Consider the following 22,291-nt stretch of genomic DNA (forward strand, 5'->3'; position numbering starts at 1 on the left):
GTCAGGCGGCTTTGGCGCGCGCGGTGCGGCGTTGCGAATGGTCGGTGGCGCGGGTGTCGGCGATCAACGGCGAGGCACCGTCGCCGGTATCGGCGCTGATCGCGCGGTCGCGATAGGCGAAGCGGTCGGGGTCGGTGACGATCCGCCGCATCATCCGGTAAAGCCTCGCATAGGTGACCAGGCTGCCGCCGAGCGCGTGGACCAGGTGCGCGCCATAGCCGGTCCAGAAGGCAAAGACATTTTCGCGCGGCAGGCCGGGACGCCGCTGGGTCCGCCGCTTGATCCGCACATAGCCCGATTCGAGCTTGGCGACGCCCTCCAGCCGCACCGCCTCGCGATAGGCAAGCAGGCGGTTGACCGTCGTCTTTTTCTTGTTCGAACCGAGCGCGGCCATGCGGCGCAATATGCGCTCCATATGATCCCAGCTGTAAAAGCTGCGGTGCGCGTCGCGATAGGCGCGCTCCCATTCCTCGTCGCTCATCGTCGGATGGTGGGTGACGCGGTGGTTGAGGTCATATTTGTTGAGATCGGGGTCCATCCATGCGCCGGTGTCGACCAGACGGCGATGGTCCTCGCTGCCCGGCAGCGGGGTCAGGTAATTCAGATAGAGCGTGTCGACGGGAAGCTCTTCCTTGAGCATCTCGATATCGTGCATCACCGACGCATAGCTGTCGTTCGGGAAACCGATGATATAGCCGCAGGTGATCACCACCGGGTGGCGTTTCCACGCCAGGAACATCTCGCGATATTCCTCGACGCGGTTCTGGCGCTTTTTCGCGGCCTCCAGATTGTCGGGATTGATATTTTCCAGCCCGATGAAATTCTGGTCGGCGCCCGCGGCGACGCATTTGTCGATGAAGCCGTCGATCCGGTGCGCGAGGGTGTCGACTTGGATCGCCATGCGGACGCCCAGTCCTTCGTCCTGCAAGGCGATCAGCCGATCGAGCAAAGGCTCCCAGTGACGATTGCGCGCGAAATTATCGTCGGTCAGAAAGAAGCGCGACACGCCCTGCGCGGCGTTGGCGCGGATGATCGCCTCAAGGTCGTCGGGGGTGCGGAACCGGCTCTTGCGCCCCTGCACGTTGATGATGGTGCAGAAACTGCATTCGAACGGGCAGCCGCGGCCGAGGTCGAAACTGGCGTAACGATTGATGTTGCGGTCGACCTGCGCCTTGGGGAGGAGCGGCAGCGGCGCGCCCTCGAGATGCGGGGTCTTGCCGAGCCAGTTATAAACGGGCTTCATCGCACCGTTCGCGGCATCGACCAGCACCTCGTCGATCCGGCCCTCCTCGGCCTCGCCGGCGAAGAAGGAGACGCCGAGGTCCTGCGCCTCGACCAGTTCGGGCGGCATCGCCTTCAGCATCGACAGGCAGCCCGAGACATGGAAGCCGCCGATCGCGACCTGCACCCCGCCCGACCGCAAGTCGCGCGCGAGGTCGAGCGCGCGGGGGAACTGGTTCGACTGCACCCCGACCAGCCCGACAAACCCGCCCCCGGCGCGGCGGATCGAGCGGGCGATCTTCGCGGCGTCGACCTTGCTGTGGATCTCGTCGACCACCTCGATGCGCACCTCGCGGTCCGCGAGCACGCCGCGTGCCAGCGCATCCTCGATGATCCCGGTCAGGCAGGCGAGCGAGTTCGATGGGATGATCGACCGCCACCATTGCAGCGGATAGCCGTCGTCGTCGTAGCGCGTCGGCTTGACCAGCCAGATGTGAAAGGGGGGCCGCCTGGCATCGGTGCCGACGGCGGTGTGGCGTTGCGCGGTCAAGGATGATTCGGCGCCCAAGACCATAGTCCTAGCGCGGCGCCAGAGGCGCCGCCAGCCCTCGATTGCCCTGCCGGTTCGGGACGATTATCCCTTTGTTTCCTCGGCAATCGGGCGTGCCTTGGCCGCGGCGCCGCCCTGTTGGGGCAGTTCGCTGAGGTCGAGCCAGTTGGCGCCCGCGCGCTTGTGATAGCTGTCGATCGCTGCGAAGGGGATGCGGAAGGGGAAACCGAAATCGCTGTTCCACAGCGCGACGACGCCCGTGCGCGTCGCCGGTTCGAAGATCATCGTCGCGCGATAACCCGACACCGCCCCCGAATGGCCCTCGAGCCGGTGGCCCTCATAGGTGAAGTTCCGCCAGCCGAGGCCATAGGATGCCTCGTTCGTGGCCTGACGCAGGGCGCCGCCATAGAGCCGCGCGGTGCCGACGCGCGGGCGATGGGCGATCTGCAACGTCGCGGCCGGCAGCACCTCGGGGCGGGCGCCCATCATCGCCTGCATCCATGTGGCGAAATCGACGATATCGCTCTCGACCCCCGCGGCGGCGGGAACGCGCCAATAGGCCTCCTTGACCGGCCGGACATGGCCGTTGCCATGCGGCCTCGCCCAATCCTTCGCGCCGGTCAGCCGCGCCATCCCGTAACCCGCGCTGACCATGCCCAGCGGCAGGAAAAACCGGTCCTCGACCGCCTTGCCGAACGGCTTGTCCGCAGCGCGCCCCAATATCTCGCTCGCGGTATCGAAGGCGATGTTCTGATAGGTGTGGCAGGTGCCGGGTTCGCATTGCAGCGGCGCGGTGGCAAGGCTGGCGCGCAGCAATGCCGGGTCCTGCCCTTCTTCCAGTTTCTCGTCATAGGCGTTTTTGGTGAGGCCGGTGCGCTGCGCCAGCACATCGGCGAGCGTGATCCGCGCTTCGGCGCCGCCGGGCAGGCGCAGCGATGCGTGCGAAGCGCCGACCGGACGGTCCAGATCGATCCGGCCGTCGCGGGCCATCGCGGCGGCCATCGCGCCCGTCGCGGTCTTGGAAACCGAGGCCCAGCGGAACAGGGTCTGCAGCGTGGCCGGCGCGCCGGTCGAGCGGTCGGCGACGCCATAGGCGCGCACGAAGCTCAGCTTGCCGTCTTCGACCACCGCCACCGCCAGCCCGGCCATTTCGGGCCGCTGCGCCAGCTCGGTCAATTGCTTGTCGAGCGCGCGATAGTCGATCCGCCCGCGCCATTCCGCCGGTGTGTCGGGCAGGTTCTCGGGGGCTGCCATCGGGATCGGGATGCTGGCAAGCGTGTGGCTGCCACCAGAGGCACCAAGGCCAAACCAGCCCGCCGAGCCGAGCACGGCGAGGGCTATCAGAACAAGGAAAAAGCGCTTCATGGACTCGTGACTGAATGGCGACCTTATATTTGGCTGTCGTCTTAGCGGCGACTTCCCCTGCCGTCACCCCCGCAGCGGCTCACGGTGCCAGATGGCGCCAGGCCTTGAACGTCCCGACGGCGTAAACCGCGCCATAGACCAGCACGATCAGCGAAGACCAGATCGCGAAACTGTCGCTATGCTGCGGCCGCCACAGGTGGAGGGGCACAAAGACCAGCCCGCGCAGCAGGTAGACGCCGGTGATGACGATCAGCCCGGTCCGCAGCAGCGGCAGGCGCGGAAGCGACCCGGCGCCCGAAAAAGCATAGGCGGCCCAGACCATCAGCACGGCGGCAATCCCCAGCGTGATCAGCGTCGGCGTCCAGTCGCCGCGCGCGGCGGCGCGCGCCATGCCCTCGCCGGCGCCGAAGAACCGATACCAGTCGGGGCCGCCGAAGATGCAGGCGATGTGCAGCAGCGCGGCCAGAACCGACAGCCACCCGCCGACGATCAGCCAGGCGGAGCCGGGACCCGCCGCGACATCATGCAATATAATGCGCCGTCGTCTTTTCGGCGACGTCCTCGGCCGTCACCCCCGGCGCGAGTTCGATCAGCCGGAACGGGCTGTCATGGTCGTCGCGTTTGAACACCGCGAGGTCGGTGATGATCATGTCGACGACATTCTGTCCGGTCAGCGGCAGCGTGCACGCTGGGATGAACTTGGGGCTGCCGTCCTTGGCGTTGTGTTCCATCACGACGATGATCTTCTTGACCCCGGCGACGAGGTCCATCGCGCCGCCCATGCCCTTGATCATCTTGCCCGGGATCATCCAGTTGGCGATGTCGCCATTTTCGGCGATTTCCATCGCGCCGAGCACGGTCAAGTCGATATGCCCGCCGCGGATCATCGCGAAACTGTCGGCCGAACTGAAATAGGCCGTTTGCGGCAGCTCGCTGATCGTCTGCTTGCCCGCGTTGATCAGGTCGGCATCCTCGTCGCCTTCCAGCGGGAAGGGCCCGATGCCGAGCATGCCATTCTCCGACTGCAGCGTCACCGTCATCCCCGCGGGGATATGGTTTGCGACCAAAGTCGGGATGCCGATCCCCAGGTTGACGTAATAGCCGTCCTGCAGTTCCTTCGCGGCGCGCGCCGCCATATCATCACGCGTCCAGGCCATTATTTCGGCTCCCATTTTTTGTCGGAGGGGAAGGCGTCGTCCCAGCCCAGTTTTTCCCACGGGCCATAGACGGGGTTGGGAAAAAGGAACCAGCCCTTGTCCCATAATGCGGTGGCGTCCGCGCTGGTCGCGAGCGTCATGCGCTGCGCCGCGAGCAAATCCTTGGCGTTGAACTGCTGGCTGAAGTCGCCGAGCTGGTCGCCGCCGAGGATGATGACGCAATATTTCGCCGCGATCGCCGCGCGGCGGCCATCCTTGCTCGATCCGCCGGCGTCGTCGCCCATCAGGAACAAGGTCTCGCCATGCTTGAACGCGCCAAGCCCGGCGGCACGCAGCGTATCCTCGCTGCCCTTGGCATTGGCGGCGCTGCGGTTGGTGTTGGCGATCACTGCGATCCCCGCGGCGCGCAGGGCGTTCACCATCTCGATCGTGCCCGGCATCGCGACCGCCTTGCCCGCGCCGGTCTTTTCCCACTGGTCCCAGACCTTGGGGTCGAAGCTGGTGCCTTTCTCGGCGAAGTGGCGCATCGGGCCAAGGTTCCAGATCAAGGTCTCGTCGGCGTCGAACACGGCGGCGAAGGGCTTGTCGCCGCATGGCTCGAATGCCGGGGCATCCATCGTCGCACCAGGTGCGAGGACGACGCTGTCCGTCGGCCGCTGCTTGATCCGTGCCACGCCATAGTCGGCGATCCGCGCATTGGTCGCGCGCACCGCGACCGCGGCCTCGGGCGAACCATAAAGATATTGCAGCGCGACCGGCGGCTTGGCCGCTTCGGCCAGCGCGGGGCCGGGGGGCGGTGGAACGGAAACGGTCGCATCGGGTGTTGCTGCGCATCCCGCAAGCGACAGCGCGATGGCGACCGCGACGCCACCTGATTCAATTCGGAAGCCGGCCTTGGACATTAACTGGCCCTTTCCGTTTGATCCGGGCTTTCGATTCGAGAACGTTCCTCGTCGAAGCCCTTCCAAAGCTCGCTCAGCGCTTCTTCCTCGCTAAAGCTACCCGTCGCTGCATATCCTGCCGCGGCCGTATGCATGCATTCCACCAAAAGCGAACCGAGTAGTGCGGGCGAATTTACGACGTCGGGCGCAACGAGAACGAAGGATCGTTCCGTCGAGACCCAGAACCGAGCCACCTCGTGATACCGATCGTCGAGTTCCGCATGACCGGTCAACGGTACGGAATGAGGATGCTCCGGTCGCCGACCGAACATCACGCCGTCTCGCGCGGACGAACGGTGCGGAATTCGATCTTCTTGTCGTACGGCGCGCCGACGATCATCCGCTTCACATAGATGCCGGGCAGGTGGATCGCGTCGGGGTCGAGGCTGCCGGTCGGCACGATCTCTTCGACCTCGGCGACGCAGATTTTCGCCGCGGTCGCCATTGGCTGGTTGAAGTTGCGCGCGGTCTTGCGGAAGATCAGGTTGCCGCTCTCGTCTGCCTTCCACCCCTTGATGATCGCGAGGTCGGCGAAGATGCCGCGTTCGAGGATATAATCCTGACCGTCGAAATTCTTCACTTCCTTGCCCTCGGCGACGAGCGTGCCGACGCCGGTCTTGGTATAGAAACCGGGGATGCCCGCGCCGCCCGCGCGGCAGCGCTCGGCGAGCGTGCCCTGCGGGCAGAATTCGACCTCGAGCTCGCCGGCCAGATATTGCCGCTCGAACTCCTTGTTCTCCCCGACATAGGAGGAGATCATCTTCTTGACCTGCCTGGTGCGCAGCAGCTTGCCGAGCCCTTCGCCGTCGATGCCGGCGTTGTTGCTGGCGATCGTCAGGTCTTTGGTGCCCGCGTCGCGGATCGCGTCGATCAGCCGTTCGGGAATGCCGCAAAGGCCGAAGCCGCCCGCGCAAATCTGCATGCCGTCGAAGAGCAGTCCTTCGAGTGCGGCGGCGGCGTCGGAATAGCGCTTGTTCCCCATGAAACAGCCTCCTTGATGGGTGATCGGCGCCGACATTGGCGCATTTGATCCATCAATTCTAATTATTCTAATTTTCCGCTATGCATAAATGATGTCTATCAGTCGCATCTCGCTCTACCATCTCGAAACCCTACTGTGGATCGACCGGCTGGGAACCTTTTCGGCGGCGGCCGAGCGTCTGAACACGACCCAGCCGGCGGTGTCGGCGCGCATGCGCGAGCTGGAGCAGCGGATGGGGGCCACCCTGTTCCGGCGCGACGGGCGCGGCATGTCGCTGACCGCGGCGGGGCGCAAGCTGGTGCGCGATTGCGATCCGCTGCTGCGCGACATGCAGCGCGCGTTGCTCGGCTCGGGCGGTTTTGCCGAGGCGAGCGGGGTGGTGCGGATCGGCGCGGGCGAGATCGCGGCGGCAAGCTGCCTGCCGCCCTTCGTCGCGGCGCTCAAGGACCAGATGCCGGGGGTCGGGCTGGAGATCGAGATCGACCTCACCGCGAACCTGATCCAGCAATTGCTCACCGGGCGCACCGACATCGCCTTTGCCGCCGGGCCGGTCGCGCATCCGGCGCTCAAGACGCGGCCGATCGGCGAGGTCGCGCTGGTCTGGCTGGCGAGTCCAGCCACCGCCGCGGCCTTTGCCGAAGGGCGTGAAGGCGCCTCGGTGCCCGTCTGGTCGCTTGCCAGCCATTCGCCGATCCACGGCCGGATGCGCGAGGCGATCCGGTCGTCGCGCATCGCACAGAAATCGCTCAACCTCTGCAACAATGCGCGGATGATGATCGACATCGCGCGGGCGGGCGGCGGCGTCGGCATCTTTCCCGAACCGATGGTGCGCGGCGCGATGGCCGAGGGGGCGTTGGTCGAACTCGCGGGGCTGCCCGCGCTCGCGCCGGTCGAATTCCAGGTCGCGATGCGCGTCGCCGATACCGAGCCGGTGCTGACGCGCATTTTCGACGAAGCGGCGCAATTGCGCATCGCCGGCGCAAATTTGACCCCGGTCAATGATGGGGCATCCGGCTGACGCCAAGAGGGACCCCATCAGCACAGGAGGTCCCGATGCGTTCGATTCTCGTCCACGCCGATCATGATAGCGCGAATGAAGGGCGGTTGCAGACCGCGCTCGCCATCGCGCGGCGACAGCGCGCGCATGTCACGCTGATGATCGCGACGCCGTTCCAGCAATTCATCGCGGTCGATCCGTTCGGCGGCACCTATCTCGCCACCGAGGCGATGGCGAAGGCGCAGCTCGACGATGCCGCGCTCGACGCGGCGCTGTCGGCGCGGCTGGCGAAGGAGGATGTGCCGTGGGACATCGCCACGGCCGACGGCGATATCGCGGCGTCGCTCGCGGCGGCGGCGACCTTCGCCGACCTCGCGATCGTCAGCCTGCCGGGCGCCGGGCAAGATCGCTGGAAGGAACCCGGCCTGCTTGCCGGCGACCTTGCGCTGGCGATCAGTGCGCCGGTGCTGGCGCTGCCGCGCGACGCGGCGACGCTCGATCTCGATGCGCCCGCGATGGTCGCCTGGAACGGCAGTCCCGAGGCCGCGCACGCGCTGCGCGCCGCGCTCCCGCTGCTCGGCGGACGGCGGGTCGAACTGGTTGGCGTCGGCGAAGATGACGGACGGCTGCCCGCGACCGATGCGCTCGCCTATCTCTCGCGCCACGACATCCATGCCGGGGCGCGGGTCATCCCGCGCGGGACGCTGTCGGTCGAAGAGACGCTCGAGGGCGCCGCGCTCGACATGGGGGCGGGGCTGATCGTCATGGGCGCCTTCGGCCGCAGCCGGCTGCGCGAGACGCTGTTCGGCGGGGTGACGCGCTATCTGGTGACGAGCGGGCGCATCGCGCTGCTGCTCGCCCACTGACGCGTCAGGGCAGCGCGATCCCCAGCACCGCCGACAGGTCGGCGAGCGCCTGTTCGCCGCTCGTCACCTTGATCGCGTGCATGCCGAGCGCCGCCGCCGGTTTGCAGTTGATGCCGAGGTCGTCGAGATAGACGCACTCGGCCGGCGCGACGCCCAGCGTTTCGCACATCATCAGATAGATGGCGGGGTCGGGTTTGCGCACGCCGGCCTTGCTCGATTCGATGACATGCTCGAAACGCGCCATGATGCGCGCGACTTCCTGCGCGGCTTGCTCGCTGCGCGTCATGCCGGCGCCCTTGATCCCCATCTTGCTGCCGGGGACATTGTTGGTGATGCACCCGATGCGAAAGCCCGTCGCCTTCAGCGTGTCGAGCGCCGTCACCATGTCGGGCCGTACCGCCCCCGCGATCACCGCCAGCACCGCTTCGCCCCGCAATTCATGCCCCAGCGCGCGCGCCTCGTCCGCGAACAGCGTGTCGAAGGTCGCGGCGTCGATTTCGGCGCGCTCGAACTTCGCCCAGGCATTGTCGTCGGGGTTGGCGGCATTGACCCGCCGCACGAAATCGTGCGGCAGCCCGCGCTCGGCCTCGAGCCGGTTGAAAGCTTCAAAGGGGGACGCGGTGATGACGCCGCCGAAGTCGAAGATGACGGTGGTGATGGACATGGCGCGGCTAGAGCGAAATTTGCCCGCCGCGTCAAACCGCCATTCGCCGATCTCCCCCTCAGTCGCGCCGCCAGTCGCGCCGCGTCATCCCGACGAAGCGCTCGCCGAGCCCGCGGGCGTTGCGTGTCAATATGTCGCGCAGCGTGCGGGTCGCCTCGATCGCTTCGAGGCCCTTGGCGGTAAAGGCCAGTTCGCGGTTCGCCGGATCGCCATAGACATGGCGGCTGAGCAGCGGGTTGGTCAGGGCCTGCGAAAAGGCGTCCATCGCCACCATCGCCAGGATCAGGTCGGGCAGCGGGCCGTTGTGACCCACCGGCTCGGCGAACAGGCCGACATAGAATTCGACATTGTCGGGCGTGCCGTAAAGCGCCTCCAGCTCGCTCGCGAGGGCCTTGCGGCGGGCATCCTCGGCGGCATTCTTGCTCTTGCCGACGATGTTGCGAAAGCTTTCGGCCCGGTCGAGCCCCATGGCGGCGCGATAGGCATTATAGCCGTCGATATGGTTTACGCGTGCCTGTTCGACCGCCTTGGTCTCGGCCCGGATCAGGAAGCTCGCCGAATTGTGGAGACCAATCTGCATCGCGTTGTTTGCCGAAATCTCGGCGAACGAGGTTGCCAGCCCGTCGCGCAGCACCAGCCGGTTGTCGAGCAACAGTCCGGCACCCGGCAGCGTCGCGCCGCCCCAGACGAGGGTTTCGGGCACCAGTGAATGCCAGCGATAGAGCAGGCTGAACTCGGCGGTCATCCAATTGGGGCGATTCCAGTCGGCTTCCCACGCGACCTCGGGATCGGCGCGAAAGCGGAAGGCGGATGTGTTGATGTGGTTGATATATTCCTCGACCACGATCTTGATGAACATGAAGATCAGGATGTTGCGCGCGATCTGGAACACGCGCTCATCGTCCCAGCCGGGGTTCTGCGCGTCGAGCATCGCCGCCAGCCGGTTATGTTCGCGCAGGAACAGGGTGTTGACCATCGTCACCTGCGGCGCGGCATTGGCGCGATCGCCGCCTACCGCGAACAGCGATTTTTTCCCTTCGGGCGTGGCATGATCGAGTCCGAGCGGCGGGTCGAGGATCTGGCTGCCGTCGTCGGCCAGGAAATGCGGGTCGATGCTGCCGTCGTCGCGATAGAGGAAGGGCGGCCACTCCTCGCCGCCGACCGTCTGGGTCTTGAGCCGGCCCTTGTGCCCCGCGGTTTCGCTGCGCAGCCGCAACACATCGGTCTGGCGCCGGGTACGGCCATAGAGCGCGCTCAGGTCGATCTCGTGATTGCTCGTCGTGCGCCGCCGGTTGGTCAGCGCGTCGTCGTTCGACAACTGGGTGCGGATAAAGCCGTCGGTCAGATATTGGGCAAAGGCCGGAAACAGGCAGGTCGATTTGGCGCAGGGGCGCTGCCCGCCCGGACCGGGAGCGAACAGCGCCGCGACGCTGTTTTCGGGCGGTCGCCGGCTGCGCATCGCTTCGGCATCGGGATAACGGTTCGCCGGCAGCAGCCGCGCATTGTAACTGCGGTCGGTCAGCCCGTCCCAGCAGATATAATCATAGCGCGTGCTCCACGGATGCGGGCGGTTGCGCGCGCCGTCGACCAGCTTGTCGATCAGGAATTCATTGACTCCGCTGCGGCCGGCCACCGCGGTGATCGCCTTCAGCGCCAGATCTTCGAGAAAACTACCCATGTCGCCCTCCATCCCCCATGATCGGGATTGTTCGGACTTGGCGAGCGACGATTTTCGAAAGACGCCCGTTGCAGCGACCGGCGTTTCTGTTCTGGCCCCGCGATGGCGGGGGGCTTTTTCATACACGAAAAGCGGCGGCCCCGCACCGCCAATCGACGGGCGGAGCCGGGGATCGGATCAGGCGGGCAAGACCAGGATGCCCGCCTTCGGGTCGGCGTCGCCCGACAGCATTTCGCGATAGGCGGCAAGCGCCGCTTCGCCGCCATGGCGCTTGTCGATCGTCGCGAGTCGCGGTGCGACGTCCATGAACGCCAGCCAAGCTTCGGCGATCTTCCGCCCGAACGCCGGGCCGCCCCAGTCGGCGATGCGTTTCTGGCTGCGGCCGGGGGCGAAGAATCCCTGGCGCTCGGGGCCGGGCAGCCCCTCGACATCGGCCTGCGCATCCCAATGCGACTTGCCGACGATGATCGACGCCTGCAGATGGCCGCCGAAATGGCTGTGCACGACGCGCGTCACCGCGCCATTGCCCGCCATGTCGACGAGCGCGGCGGGTGTCGCGGCGTTGAGCGTCATGATCTGGTCATAGCTGATCACGCGGTCGTAGATGCCCTGCGCGGCGAGCGCGTCGACATTCGCGGCGCTGGTCAGCCCGATCGTTTCGGGGCGATGCCCGCCGCGCTGCGCGAGCGAAAAGCCGAGGCCGATCGCGGTCTTGCTCGACGCGCTCGCGATCAGGATCTGCTGCACGCCATAGTCGCCCTCATCCTCGAACTGGTCGGCGATCAACCAGCCGGTCAGGAACAGCGGGCGGAACACCGGCCAATAATCATGGTCCGCGGCGCGATAGTCGGGCAGCGCGCCGATCCGCTGATACTGGTTATAGATCGGGGGCAGGGTGGTGCGGCGCGGCGTCACGTCGGTGAAGCCGCCGGGACCGGCGTTGCCGACATTGAGCACCGCATGGCTCGCCATCGGATAATAGCCATAGAAAGTCTCGCCGACCGTCACGCCCTCGGCGGCGCTTTCGGTCACCGTCGCGAATCCCCACACCGGCAGACGGCCGGGCACATCGCGTTCGGCGAAGAAATCCCAATAGCCCTGGTCGTTGCCGAACAGCCCGGCGGGCTTGCCGAACACCGCATAGGTGATGTTGTTCGCGGTCATCGCATAGCTGTCGATGCGCACGCGGACCTGCCCCGGCGCCAGCGGCGCGGCCCGATCGGCCACAAGCGCGGCACGCGCAATATCGTCGCGATCGATGTCGATCGCCCATCCGGTTTCATTCATGTGCGGACCCCTCCGGCTGCTTGCCCGCGAACGCGGGATGGTCGATAGTCATACAGATGACAGCGCCCCTGACAATCGCGGTGAAACGCATTTACGAACCGGCCGAGTCGGACGACGGCACCCGCTTCCTCGTCGACCGGCTGTGGCCGCGCGGGGTGTCGAAGGAGAAGGCCGCGCTCGCCGCCTGGCTGAAGCCGCTGTCGCCCAGCGACGATCTGCGCGAACGCTTTCATCATGCGACCGCCGATTCGGATGAGGCGTGGGATGCGTTCCGCCATGGCTATTTTGCCGAGCTCGCGGGCGGCGGCGAGGCGGTGAAAGCGGCGCTGTTCACCCTCGATGCCGCCGCGAAGGCGGGTCCCGTGACATTGCTCTATGCCGCGAAGAGCGAGGAGCGGAACAATGCCGTTGCGCTGCGCGAGTGGCTGCTCGCGCGCTAACCCGCCACCGCGCCGAACAGCGACCCGATCGCGATCGTCGCCGCCATCGCCATCGCGCCCCAGAAGGTGACGCGGACCACCGGGCGCAGCATCGGGGCATTGCCCGCCCAGGCGCCCAACGCGCCGAGCAGCGCGAGGAACAGCAGCGACGCCGCCGAGACGGTCCACGGCAGCGATGCGCCGCGGTCGAAAAATACGGTCGCCAGCGGCAGCGCGGCGCCGACGGTAAAGCTCGCGGCGGAGGCGGCCGCCGCCTGGATCGGCCGCGCCGCCATCTCGCTCGACATGCCGAGTTCGTCGCGCAGATGCGTGTCGAGCGCGTCGTGCGCGGTCAGTTGCGCCGCGACCTGTTGCGCGAGCGCGCGGTCGAGCCCGCGCTGCTCGTAGATTTGCGTCAGCTCCTCCAGCTCGAACTCGGGATCGGCGGCAAGGTGGCGCTTTTCGAGCTCGACGTCGGCTTTCTCGGCGTCGCCCTGCGAACTCACCGACACATATTCGCCCGCCGCCATCGACATCGCGCCCGCGACGAGACCCGCGGTGCCGGTGACGAGGATCGACGAGGCCGAGGCGCCCGCCGCCGCGACCCCGGCGATCAGGCTGGCGGTCGACACGATCCCGTCATTGGCACCGAGGATCGCGGCGCGCAGCCAGCCGATCCGCGTGACGGCGTGGGTTTCCTCGTGCATGCGTTTCCCGTTTCTGGCCCTAATATTGCAGCTGCAGCCCCGGCCGCGCCCAGCGGGTCTTCACCAGCCGTCCGCTGCCTGACAGCGTCAGATAGGCATCCTGCCGGTCGGGCCCGCCGAACGCAATATTGGTCGTGAAAATGTCGTCGGTCGCGACGAATTCGACCAGCTCGCCCGCCGGCGACACCACCGAAATCCCGCATTCGCCGATCGTCGCGACGCAGATATTGCCCGACGCCTCCATCGCGAGGCTGTCGAAGAATTTATAGCCCGCGGGGCGATAGAGCGGGATGCCGGGGCCGCCCGGCCCCGCGTCGGCGGCGACCTTGCCCGGCGCGACGATGTTGAACTTCATCAGGCGGCAGGTGTAGGTTTCGGCGGCATAGAGTATGCTGCCGTCGGGCGACAGGCCGACGCCATTGGGGTTGTTCGACGGAAAGATGACCTCTTCGATAAAGCTGCCGTCGGCCTTGGCGTAAAAGATGCCGACGATGTCGTGGCTCCGCTTGCTGTAATCGACCTTGCCATGGTCGGTGAACCAGAAGCCGCCATGCGCATCGAACATGATGTCGTTGGGGCCGCGCAGCACGACTCCGTTGTCGCCCGACTTGTACAATATCTCGACCGCGCCGGTGTCGATGTCGATGCGTTCGATTCGGCCGCCCGAATAGTCGCTCGCGATGCCGTGCGGCGCCAGATAGCCGTTCGATTCGACATAGTTGAAGCCGCCGTTGTTGCAGCAATATAGCTTGCCGTCGGGACCGATCGCGAGGCCGTTGGGACCGCCGCCGGGGGTTGCGATCACTTCCTTCCTGTCGCCGGGCCAGCAGCGCGTGATGCAGCCGCGCTCGATCTCGACGACGATGACGCTGCCGTCGTCCATCACGACCGGCGCCTCGGGAAAGCGCAATCCGCTCGCGATCAATTCAAACTCGGCCATCCTCGTCTCCCTTGCGTGTGCTTTGCTGCTGTGCTTTGCGCGCATCATGCCCGTTCGCTCGCTCTTCGCCAGTATTTTCTACGAAGCCGACATCGGTTCGGCGGACCTGCTCGAAGAGCTGGAGGAAAGCAGCCGGCTGTTCGCCGAAGAGGATGGCGCGGGCCGGCGCTGGAGCCGCGACCATGGCTATAAGGGCTACACCAGCTACGCGAGCCTCGGCGACCTGCCCGAGCGCGATCCGGCCTTTTATGACCTGAAAAAACTGCTCGACAAGGAGGTCAAAGCCTTCGCCAAAGCGGCGCATTTCGACCTCGCCAAGCCACTCAAACTCGACAGCCTGTGGGTCAATATCCTGAAACCCGGCGGCACCCACAGCGGCCATATCCATCCGCACAGCATCGTGTCGGGGACCTTCTATGTCGCGGTCCCGCCGGGATCGGGCGCGCTCAAGCTCGAGGATCCGCGCCTCGCGATGCTGATGGCGGCGCCCGGCCGCACCGACGATGCGCCCGAACATCTGCGGCCCTTCGTCTATGCCGAACCCGCGGCAGGGCGGGTGTTCCTGTGGGAAAGCTGGCTGCGCCACGAGGTTATGCCGCACACGGGCAAGGGCGAACGCATCAGCATCAGCTTTAACTATCGCTGAGGGCGACTATATCACCCTCGTCATTGCGAGGGGCGAAGCGACGCGGCAATCCAGAGTCGCGTAAACCACCTTGGATTGCTTCGCTTCGCTCGCAATGACGAAGCTTTTGATCGAGGACCCCCCATGACCGACACCGCCACCTACGACGCCGACCTCCAACTCTTCATCAATGGCGCCTGGCGAAGCGGCGAGGGGCGCGAGGCGCGGCCGGTCTATAACCCCGCGACCGCGGGCACGATCGCCGAGCTGCCAGTGGCGACCGCCGCCGACCTCGACGAGGCGCTCGCCGCCGCCGACCGCGGTTGGCCGAGCTGGCGCGCCAAGACCCCCGACGAGCGCGCCGCGCTGATGCACAAGGCCGCCGGGATCATCCGCGAACGCGTCGACCATATCGCCACACTGCTGACGCTCGAACAGGGCAAGCCGATCGCCGAGGCGCGCGGCGAAGTGCTGTCGGCGGCGGGGCTGCTCGCCTATTTCGCCGAACAGGGCAAGCGCATCGAGGGTCGCGTGCTACAGCGTCCGGCCGGACAGCGCGCGATGGTTACCAGGCATCCGATCGGCCCCGTCGCGGGTTTCAGCCCGTGGAATTTCCCGGTCAATCTGATGGTCAAGAAGATCGCCCCCGCGCTCGCCGCGGGTTGCGTCGTGATCGCCAAGGCGCCCGAGGAAACCCCGGGTTGCACCAGCGCGATCATGCGCTGCCTGATCGACGCCGGCATCCCCGGCGATGCCGTCCAGCTCGTTTATGGCGATCCCGACATGATCAGCCGGCACCTGCTGGCCAGCCCCGTGATCCGCAAGGTCAGCTTCACTGGTTCGACCGCGGTCGGCAAGCATCTGATGAAGCTCGCCGCGGATAATGTTCAGCGCATTACGATGGAACTCGGCGGCCACGCGCCGGTGCTGATCTTCGACGATTGCGATCTCGAGGCGACGCTCGACAAGGTCGTGTGGCAGAAATTCCGCAACGCCGGACAGGTGTGCATCTCGCCGACGCGCTTCTATGTCCAGCAGGGCATTTACGACGCGTTCGTCAAGGGTTTCGCCGAGCGCACCGCGAAGGTGAAGATCGGCAGCGGTCTCGACGCCGATACCCAGATGGGCCCGCTCGCCAATGCGCGCCGCGTGTCCGCGCTGGAGGCTCTGGTCGCCGACGCCAAGGCAAAGGGCGCGCGCGTCATCGCCGGCGGCGAGGCGACCGGCAACGGCTATTTCTTCCAGCCGACCGCGATCGCCGACGTCCCGGTCGAGGCCGATGCAATGAACATCGAACCTTTTGGCCCGATGGCATTGATCCGCCCGTTCGGAACCGAGGACGAGGCGCTGGAGCAGGCGAACCGGCTGCCCTTCGGCCTTGCCGCCTTCGCCTTCACCGAAAATGGCCGCCGCATCAACCGCATCGTCGACAGCATCGAAAGCGGCATGGTCGGTGTGAACAGCTTCGTCATCTCGACCCTCGACATGCCGTTCGGCGGCATCAAGCAATCGGGCTTCGGCAGCGAGAGCGGCCCCGAAGGGCTTGAGGGCTATCTGGTCACCAAGGCGGTGCATATTTATTGAGCGGGATTGGCGGCCTTCCTCTTCATCGTCACCCCGGACTTGATCCGGGGTCCCGCTTGAGATCGAAACCGGTCGATGCCGTCAAAAAGCGGAATCCCGGATCAAGTCCGGGATGACGACAGAGGGGATATCAATCCCGCTCCAGTGCGACAAAATCGCGCGCCATCGGCGCCAGATGCGCGCCGCCGTCGACGAAGATCGTCTGCCCCGTCACCGCCTCGGCGCGCGCAAGATACATCACTGCATCGGCAATCTGCCCCGGCGTCGGCAGCGCGCCGAGCGGCATGCGTTTGCCGAGCCGCTCGACCTGCGGCGCCGAATAATCGCCGGTCGCCATCGTCAGCCCCGGCGCCACCGCGTTGACGCGTGCGCGGCCGCCGAACGCGACCGCCAGCGTTGCCGTCGCCTGCCACAAGGCCGATTTCGACAGGCTGTACGCGATCTGGTCGGGGACCGGATGGACGACGCGCTGGTCGACGATGTTGACGATCGCGGGGCGCCGCCCCTCGCTTGCGGCGACCAGCGCCTTGGCGAGCATCACCGGCGCGGACAGATTGACCTGCATCATCGCGGCGAGCGCCGCCGCCGACAGGTCGGTCCATTCGCCCTCGGCGAAATACGCCGCATTGTTGACCAGCAGGTCGGGCGCGCGGCCGAATTTCTCGATCACCGCCGGCACCAGCGCATCGACCGCAGCGGGGTCGGACAGGTCGGCGGCGAAGCGGTGGCTCACCGCTCCCGTCTCGGCCAGCGCCGCGGCCAGCACCGGGTCGGCCTCCGCAGCGGTGCGCTTGTGCAGCGCCAGCGCATAGCCTTCACGCGCCAGCCGCGCCGAAATCGCGGCGCCGACGCGGTGGATGCCACCCGTCACCAGCGCCAGCTTTTGCGTCATTTGCCCAAACCCGGCCGGGTTCGCCGCATCGTGATGCCGATCTGTTCGCCTTCCTCGGCGATCGCCAGCTTGACGATCTTGACCTCGACCGCCTCGACCTTGTCGTCCTGCAGGAACAGGGTGTCGATGATATGGTCGGCGACGCTTTCGATCAGCACGAAATGCACATCCTTGGGCAGCCCCTCGGTCGCCGCGAATTTCAGGTGCATATAGTTCTTCGACCGGCTGAGCGGCGTCGTCGGATCATAATGATCGGCCATCGCCAGCTTGGCGCGCACCGAAATACGCAGCGGCTGCGGCAAATGGGTTTCTTCGGAATAAATGCCGGTCAGCACCTGGACGGTCAGCCCGTCCACCTCCAGCCACAATGTATCGGTCACAAGAAATTCCTGTTCGGCCGGGGCGACATTCGGCTTTCCATCGCCGACCCCGGACCCTAAAGCGCCGCCGCATTAGCGAAAGGGCGCACGTTGGTCGAGTTACTTCCATTGTCGGATATTGCACCATCGGCGGTCGAGGATATCCTCGACGCCGCATTCGGGGCGGACCGCTTTGGACGAACCGCCTATCGCATCCGTCAGGGCATGGATGTGGTGCCGGCTTTGAGCTTCGCGGCGGTCGAGGATGGCGCGCTGGTCGGCACGATCCAGTGCTGGCCCGTCGCGCATGTCGACGCCGTTGGCGCCGCGACCCCGCTCGTCATGGTCGGCCCCGTCGCGGTGCGCCCCGACCTCCAGCGCACCGGCCATGGCCGCACGCTGATGACCTATATGCTGGAGGCCGCGGAGACCGAGGCCGACAGCGGACTGATGATGATCGGCGACCCCGAATATTATGGCCGCTTCTTCGGCTTCACCGCCGATGCGACCGGGGCGTGGGATTTGCCAGGCCCCTATGAAAAGCGTCGCCTGCTCGCGCGCGCGGTGAACGGGCACGGCCTGCCGACCGGCGCAGGGATGATCGGCCCGCGCTAGGCGCAAAAAACGCTGTCCTACATTATCCCGCTCGCTTAGCGTTTTTTTCGATGATTCCCTGCCTCCCCTCCCGACAGCGATTTGCGAATGAAGTTGCGCAGTTTTCCGCCATTTCTCTGAATCGGCTTCGCGCGGCTCGCCGGCGAAAGCCTGGGTCCATGGCGGTGAAACGCGGTCGGCCCCTGACGTCTTTTGCGGGAGATCGCCCCGGAACGCGTATCGTGAATGAAGTTGCGCAGTTTTCCGGGGTTTTCGTGCCGGTGCTCCTGTCGGCCCTTCGCTATCCCGAACGCGCATCGCGAATGAAGTTGCGCGGTTTTTCGCCGCTTTTTCCCGCGAAGGTCGGGGCGCCATGGTAACCCCCGCGCCATCGCTCCCCAGGGATTTCGCGCAGCTGTCGCTGACCGAGGCGGCCGAACTGCTCGCGGCGCGCAAATTGCCGCCGGTCGAGCAATGGCATCCCGAGCGCACCGGTGACAGCGCGATGGAAATCCGCACCGACGGCAGCTGGTATCATGAGGGCGGGCGCATCAACCGCCCCGCTATGGTCAGGCTTTTCTCGACGATCCTGCGCCGCGAACCCGACGGCAGCCATGTCCTCGTCACCCCCGCCGAAAAGCTCGTCATCGCGGTCGAGGACATGCCCTTCCGCGCGGTCGAGATGAAGAGCGAAGGCGCTGGCAAGGACCGCAAGCTGGTCTTCCGCCTCGACACCGACGACCTGGTGATGGCCGGTCCCGACCATCCCTTGAGCTTCGGCACCGACCCCGACAATCCCGATCCGCGCCTCCACGTTCGCGGCGCGCCCGGCAATGGCCTCGAAGCACGCGTCGATCGCGCGCTTTATTATGAGATCGCCGACCTCGCGCTCGCCGAGGGCGACGATCCACCCGCGATCTGGTCGAATGGCGCGCGCTTCGCGCTGGTGACCGCCTGATGCTCTCCGACAAGCTGCGCGTCGCGCTCGACAATCTGCTCCCCGGCGAGGATGAGGACGAAACCTATCTCGGCACGCCGACGCTGCGCGATGCCGCGGTGCTCATTGCCTTCACCGACCGCCCCGAACCGGGCATCATCCTGACCCAGCGCCCGCAATGGCTGCGTAGCCACGCGGGGCAGGTCGCCTTTCCGGGCGGCAAGATCGATCCCGGCGACGTCGACGCGGTCGACGCTGCGCTGCGCGAGGCAGAGGAGGAAATCGGACTCAACCGACGCGACGTGACGATCGCCGGCACATGCGACGCCTATCGGTCGGGCAGCGGTTATCATATCACCCCGGTGCTCGGCGTAATCCCGCCCGACCTGCCGCTCGATCCCAATCCCGACGAGGTCGAGGACTGGTTCGAGGTGCCGATCGATATCCTGTTCGACCCCGGAAATTACGCGCTCCACCATGCGCATTGGCAGGGCCATGATCGGCATTATTATGACATGATGTGGCAGGGACGGCGGATTTGGGGCGTGACGGCGGGCATCATCATCAACCTCGCGCGGCGGATGCCGGCGGGCTGGCACCGATGACCGTGCTGCCCGACGCCGAATGGCGCCATGGCGAGGGGCTGCGGCGCATCGTCACCGCGCTGCTCGCACGCGGCGGGGCGGTGAAGCTCGTCGGGGGTGCGGTGCGGGACACGCTGCTCGGCCTGCCCGTCGCCGACATCGACCTTGCGACCCCGCTGATGCCCGACCAGGTCATGCAGCGGCTCGAAAAGGCGGGGATCAAGGTCGTCCCCACCGGCATCGCACACGGCACCGTCACCGCGATCGCCAGCCACGAACGACACGAGATCACGACATTGCGCCGCGACGTCGCGACCGACGGCCGCCGCGCGACGGTCGCCTTCGCCGACGACTGGCGGGACGATGCGGCGCGGCGCGATTTCACGATCAATGCGCTCTATGCCGACCCGCTGACCGGTGCGGTCGACGATTATTTCGGCGGTCTGGCCGACCTCGACGCGGGACGCATCCGCTTCATCGGCGACGCCGCCACGCGCATCGCCGAGGATCATTTGCGGATATTGCGCTTCTACCGCTTCGCGGCGCGCTTCGGACAGGGCGAACTCGACCCCGACAGCCATGCGGCGGTGATCGCCGCGCGCCAGTCGCTGAAAAGCCTGTCGCGCGAACGCGTCGCTGACGAGCTTACCAAGATATTGGCGCTTCCCGACCCGCGTGCCATCGTCGGCCAGATGGCGACCGACGGCATGTTCGCGGTGATCCTGCCCGAACTCGCTCCCGATTTCGCCGCGACGCTCGACCGCCTGCTCGCCAATGAAGCCACTGCCGGCGCGGCCCCTTCGGCATTCCGCCGCCTCGCCGCCTTGCTCCCGCCGGACGCACCGACCGCCGAGGATGTCGCGAGCCGACTCCGCCTCTCCTCGCGCCAGCGGAAACATCTCTCCGCGCTCGCCGCGCATCGCGCTGCCGCGCTGCCGCCCCCGCGCCAGCTTGCGCACAAGATCGGCATCGAAGCTGCGACCGACGCTTATCTGCTTGCCGCGGGATCCGAAGAGGCGGCGGATGCCGCACAATCGCTGGCGGGCTGGACCGTTCCGACCCTCCCGCTCAAGGGCGGCGAGATCGTCGCGCGGGGCGTCACCGTCGGGCCCGACGTCGCGGCGCTGTTGAAAGCGGTCGAAGCGGCATGGGTCGCCGAGGATTTCCCCGATGCGGCGCGCGTCGCCGCGTTGCTCGATCAGAAGATCGGGCGCGTCAGCGACTGACGCCAGTAATCGAAGGCGGTGTCGGCGACCATCGGGTGCGCGAACAGGAAGCCCTGCCCGAAATCGCAACCGAGCGCCGACAGCAGCCGCGCCTGGTCGGCGGTCTCGACCCCTTCGGCGGTGGTCTTCATGCCCAGCGCTTCGGCCAGGCTCTGGATCGTGCGGACGATGGCGACCTTGTCACGGTCCTCGACCATATGTTCGACGAAGCTGCGGTCGATCTTGAGCACGTCAAGCGGCAATCGCTGGAGATAAGCGAGGTTCGAATAGCCGGTGCCGAAATCGTCCATCGCGACGCGCGTCGACAGCGCCTTGAGTTCGCTCAGGACCGACAGCGCGAGGTCGGGATCGCCGATGATCGCGCTTTCGGTCAGCTCGATCATCAGCCGCTCGCCGCCGATCCCGTTGGACGCCAGGGCCTGGCGCACCGCCGCCGCGACATCGTCGCGCACCAGCTGGATCGCCGAGACATTGACCGAGAAATAGCAGTCGACCGGCGCGCCGCCATTCTTGGCGTCCCATTCGGCGATCGTGCTCGCCGCCTTGGCGATCGCCCATTGGCCGAGCGGGACGATCAGCCCCGAATCCTCGGCGATCGGGATGAATTCGGTCGGCGATATCGACCGGCTGCCGGCATTGTCCCAGCGCGCCAGCGCTTCAAACCCCGACACCTTGCCCGTCGCCAGCTCGATCAGCGGCTGGAAGGCGAGGTGGAGCCGGTCCTCCTCGATCGCGCTGCGCAGCGCGGTTTCCAGCCCGAAGCGATTGTCGGACAGCATCGCGGCTTCGGGTTCGTAAATCTCGATGCGGTCGGTCTGCTTGGCGCGCTTCAGCGCGATCTGGGCGTGACGGATCTGGTCGGCGACATCGGTGTCCGCCGCGGGCTGAATCGTGCAGCCGAGCGCGCAGTCGACGCTGACCTTCAGCTCGCCGATGCGAAAGGGGTGGTCGAAACAGCCGCGAATGCGGCGCGCGATTTCGCGCACATCGGCGCGGCCGCCCGCGATGCGCGACGAAATGGCGAATTCGTCGCCGCCGGTGCGCGCCAATATGTCGCCGCTGCGCAGGCTCGACTTCAGCCGCCGTGCGACGGTGATGATCAGTTCGTCGCCCGCCAGCGGGCCGATATGCTCGTTGATGCGGCTGAACCGCGCCAGGTCGAGCAGCAGGATGGCATGGTCCGATTCGCCATCGGCGGCGATTCGCTGTTCGACCAGTTCCTCGAATCCGGCGCGATTGGGCAGGCCGGTCAGGCTGTCCGACACCAGTTCGCGGCGCAGATTGCGCTCGGTCATCATTTCCTGGGTGCGGTCGATCAGCGTCAGCAGGAACAGATTGTCGTCGCCGCATTCTTCCGACAGCGGCCCGATCGATCCACGCAGGTCGCGCGCCGCCGGGCCCTCGCCCAGCTGGCACGAAAATTCCTGCGTATCATCAGGGGCCTGTTCGGCGCGTTCGATCGCGCGGCGCAGCTCGATCGGCGCGTTCGCACCGGCGGGTGAGAGGGCGAGTCGGTCGAAGGCGGCGTTGCTCGCGTGCAGGCGAAAATTGCCGCGCGCGAGCGGCCGGATCAGCGCCGCCGGCACCGGTAATGCGTCGATCCAGCCGACGAACAGAAGGGGCCGGTCCTCGCCGGTTCGATCGATAGGCATAAAAGAGGGTTTTGTGCGACCTTTCCCCATTGCTCAAACACTATGGGGCGGGGGGTAAAGAAGC

General features: G+C 66.4%; 24 protein-coding genes. 9 read left to right on the top strand and 15 right to left on the bottom strand.

The window, feature by feature from the left end; genetic code table 11:
* Position 1 precedes the first annotated feature (1 nt).
* From ASD67_RS08255 to ASD67_RS08280, 7 genes are all read right to left on the bottom strand, one after another.
* On the bottom strand, positions 2–1,771 hold the full coding sequence (locus ASD67_RS08255; protein WP_200937994.1) for a B12-binding domain-containing radical SAM protein: 1,770 nt from the start codon (positions 1,769–1,771) through the stop codon (positions 2–4).
* Positions 1,772–1,855: 84 nt separating this feature from the next.
* Positions 1,856–3,136: a serine hydrolase domain-containing protein gene (locus ASD67_RS08260; protein WP_056345841.1), complete on the bottom strand. Its 1,281-nt coding sequence runs from the start codon at positions 3,134–3,136 to the stop codon at positions 1,856–1,858.
* A gap of 79 nt (positions 3,137–3,215) precedes the next feature.
* Positions 3,216–3,665: a hypothetical protein gene (locus ASD67_RS08265; RefSeq protein ID WP_056345843.1), complete on the bottom strand. Its 450-nt coding sequence runs from the start codon at positions 3,663–3,665 to the stop codon at positions 3,216–3,218.
* Positions 3,658–4,293, bottom strand: coding sequence for a CoA transferase subunit B (locus ASD67_RS08270; RefSeq protein WP_056345845.1), 636 nt, complete (start codon positions 4,291–4,293; stop codon positions 3,658–3,660). The genes ASD67_RS08265 and ASD67_RS08270 overlap by 8 nt, the downstream gene beginning before the upstream one ends.
* Positions 4,293–5,195 carry an HAD family acid phosphatase gene (locus ASD67_RS08275; RefSeq protein WP_056345847.1) on the bottom strand — a complete coding sequence of 301 codons (903 nt, stop codon included), beginning with the start codon at positions 5,193–5,195 and terminating at the stop codon, positions 4,293–4,295. The genes ASD67_RS08270 and ASD67_RS08275 overlap by 1 nt, the downstream gene beginning before the upstream one ends.
* A complete protein-coding gene (locus tag ASD67_RS23990; protein WP_443028029.1) occupies positions 5,195–5,506 on the bottom strand; it encodes a DUF5076 domain-containing protein in 312 nt (103 codons plus the stop codon). The genes ASD67_RS08275 and ASD67_RS23990 overlap by 1 nt, the downstream gene beginning before the upstream one ends.
* The gene (locus tag ASD67_RS08280; RefSeq protein ID WP_056345849.1) at positions 5,506–6,216 is read right to left on the bottom strand and encodes a CoA transferase subunit A; all 711 of its coding nucleotides are present in this window, start codon (positions 6,214–6,216) and stop codon (positions 5,506–5,508) included. Before ASD67_RS08280 ends, ASD67_RS23990 begins: the two co-directional genes overlap by 1 nt.
* A gap of 91 nt (positions 6,217–6,307) precedes the next feature.
* Between ASD67_RS08280 and ASD67_RS08285 the strand changes: the two genes are divergently transcribed.
* Together ASD67_RS08285 and ASD67_RS08290 are read left to right on the top strand one after the other, a co-directional pair.
* Positions 6,308–7,234, top strand: coding sequence for a LysR family transcriptional regulator (locus tag ASD67_RS08285; protein ID WP_056347189.1), 927 nt, complete (start codon positions 6,308–6,310; stop codon positions 7,232–7,234).
* Positions 7,235–7,269: 35 nt separating this feature from the next.
* Positions 7,270–8,079: a universal stress protein gene (locus tag ASD67_RS08290; protein ID WP_056345852.1), complete on the top strand. Its 810-nt coding sequence runs from the start codon at positions 7,270–7,272 to the stop codon at positions 8,077–8,079.
* Positions 8,080–8,083: 4 nt separating this feature from the next.
* On the opposite strand, the gene ASD67_RS08295 is transcribed toward ASD67_RS08290, so the two are convergent.
* The 3 genes from ASD67_RS08295 to ASD67_RS08305 form a co-directional block, all read right to left on the bottom strand.
* Positions 8,084–8,743: an HAD-IA family hydrolase gene (locus ASD67_RS08295; RefSeq protein ID WP_056345854.1), complete on the bottom strand. Its 660-nt coding sequence runs from the start codon at positions 8,741–8,743 to the stop codon at positions 8,084–8,086.
* Positions 8,744–8,801: 58 nt separating this feature from the next.
* Positions 8,802–10,421, bottom strand: a complete 1,620-nt coding sequence (locus tag ASD67_RS08300) for a peroxidase family protein (RefSeq protein WP_056345856.1) — start codon at positions 10,419–10,421, stop codon at positions 8,802–8,804.
* A 177-nt stretch (positions 10,422–10,598) separates the two neighbouring features.
* Positions 10,599–11,708 carry a DUF2855 family protein gene (locus ASD67_RS08305; protein ID WP_056345858.1) on the bottom strand — a complete coding sequence of 370 codons (1,110 nt, stop codon included), beginning with the start codon at positions 11,706–11,708 and terminating at the stop codon, positions 10,599–10,601.
* A gap of 56 nt (positions 11,709–11,764) precedes the next feature.
* Between ASD67_RS08305 and ASD67_RS08310 the strand changes: the two genes are divergently transcribed.
* On the top strand, positions 11,765–12,148 hold the full coding sequence (locus ASD67_RS08310; protein WP_056345860.1) for a DUF488 domain-containing protein: 384 nt from the start codon (positions 11,765–11,767) through the stop codon (positions 12,146–12,148).
* On the opposite strand, the gene ASD67_RS08315 is transcribed toward ASD67_RS08310, so the two are convergent.
* Entirely contained in the window at positions 12,145–12,834 is a 690-nt protein-coding gene (locus tag ASD67_RS08315) for a VIT1/CCC1 transporter family protein (protein WP_056345863.1), read from the bottom strand. The genes ASD67_RS08310 and ASD67_RS08315 overlap by 4 nt on opposite strands.
* Before the next feature lie 19 nt (positions 12,835–12,853).
* Positions 12,854–13,774, bottom strand: coding sequence for an SMP-30/gluconolactonase/LRE family protein (locus ASD67_RS08320; protein WP_056345865.1), 921 nt, complete (start codon positions 13,772–13,774; stop codon positions 12,854–12,856).
* A gap of 46 nt (positions 13,775–13,820) precedes the next feature.
* Here ASD67_RS08320 and ASD67_RS08325 point away from each other — a divergent pair, with 46 nt between their 5' ends.
* Both ASD67_RS08325 and ASD67_RS08330 read left to right on the top strand, forming a co-directional pair.
* A complete protein-coding gene (locus ASD67_RS08325; protein ID WP_056347191.1) occupies positions 13,821–14,420 on the top strand; it encodes a TIGR02466 family protein in 600 nt (199 codons plus the stop codon).
* A gap of 123 nt (positions 14,421–14,543) precedes the next feature.
* A complete protein-coding gene (locus ASD67_RS08330) occupies positions 14,544–15,983 on the top strand; it encodes an NAD-dependent succinate-semialdehyde dehydrogenase (protein WP_056345867.1) in 1,440 nt (479 codons plus the stop codon).
* Between the two features lie 130 nt (positions 15,984–16,113).
* On the opposite strand, the gene ASD67_RS08335 is transcribed toward ASD67_RS08330, so the two are convergent.
* Positions 16,114–16,875: an SDR family oxidoreductase gene (locus ASD67_RS08335; RefSeq protein ID WP_056345869.1), complete on the bottom strand. Its 762-nt coding sequence runs from the start codon at positions 16,873–16,875 to the stop codon at positions 16,114–16,116.
* Positions 16,872–17,255 (bottom strand): dihydroneopterin aldolase, encoded by a 384-nt coding sequence (locus ASD67_RS08340; RefSeq protein WP_056345871.1) that lies wholly within the window; start codon positions 17,253–17,255, stop codon positions 16,872–16,874. The genes ASD67_RS08335 and ASD67_RS08340 overlap by 4 nt, the downstream gene beginning before the upstream one ends.
* A 108-nt stretch (positions 17,256–17,363) precedes the next feature.
* Between ASD67_RS08340 and ASD67_RS08345 the strand changes: the two genes are divergently transcribed.
* From ASD67_RS08345 to ASD67_RS08365, 4 genes are all read left to right on the top strand, one after another.
* Positions 17,364–17,849 (top strand): GNAT family N-acetyltransferase, encoded by a 486-nt coding sequence (locus ASD67_RS08345; RefSeq protein WP_235535607.1) that lies wholly within the window; start codon positions 17,364–17,366, stop codon positions 17,847–17,849.
* Positions 17,850–18,201: 352 nt separating this feature from the next.
* Positions 18,202–18,786, top strand: coding sequence for a DUF1285 domain-containing protein (locus tag ASD67_RS08355; RefSeq protein ID WP_056345879.1), 585 nt, complete (start codon positions 18,202–18,204; stop codon positions 18,784–18,786).
* Entirely contained in the window at positions 18,786–19,370 is a 585-nt protein-coding gene (locus ASD67_RS08360) for a CoA pyrophosphatase (RefSeq protein ID WP_156377616.1), read from the top strand. The genes ASD67_RS08355 and ASD67_RS08360 overlap by 1 nt, the downstream gene beginning before the upstream one ends.
* The gene (locus tag ASD67_RS08365) at positions 19,367–20,575 is read left to right on the top strand and encodes a CCA tRNA nucleotidyltransferase (protein WP_056345882.1); all 1,209 of its coding nucleotides are present in this window, start codon (positions 19,367–19,369) and stop codon (positions 20,573–20,575) included. Before ASD67_RS08360 ends, ASD67_RS08365 begins: the two co-directional genes overlap by 4 nt.
* On the opposite strand, the gene ASD67_RS08370 is transcribed toward ASD67_RS08365, so the two are convergent.
* Positions 20,548–22,227, bottom strand: a complete 1,680-nt coding sequence (locus ASD67_RS08370; RefSeq protein WP_235535608.1) for a putative bifunctional diguanylate cyclase/phosphodiesterase — start codon at positions 22,225–22,227, stop codon at positions 20,548–20,550. The two genes, ASD67_RS08365 and ASD67_RS08370, sit on opposite strands and share 28 nt — an antisense overlap.
* Positions 22,228–22,291 lie beyond the last annotated feature (64 nt).

The sequence above is a fragment of the Sphingopyxis sp. Root1497 genome (assembly GCF_001427085.1).
Taxonomy (GTDB): Bacteria; Pseudomonadota; Alphaproteobacteria; order Sphingomonadales; family Sphingomonadaceae; genus Sphingopyxis.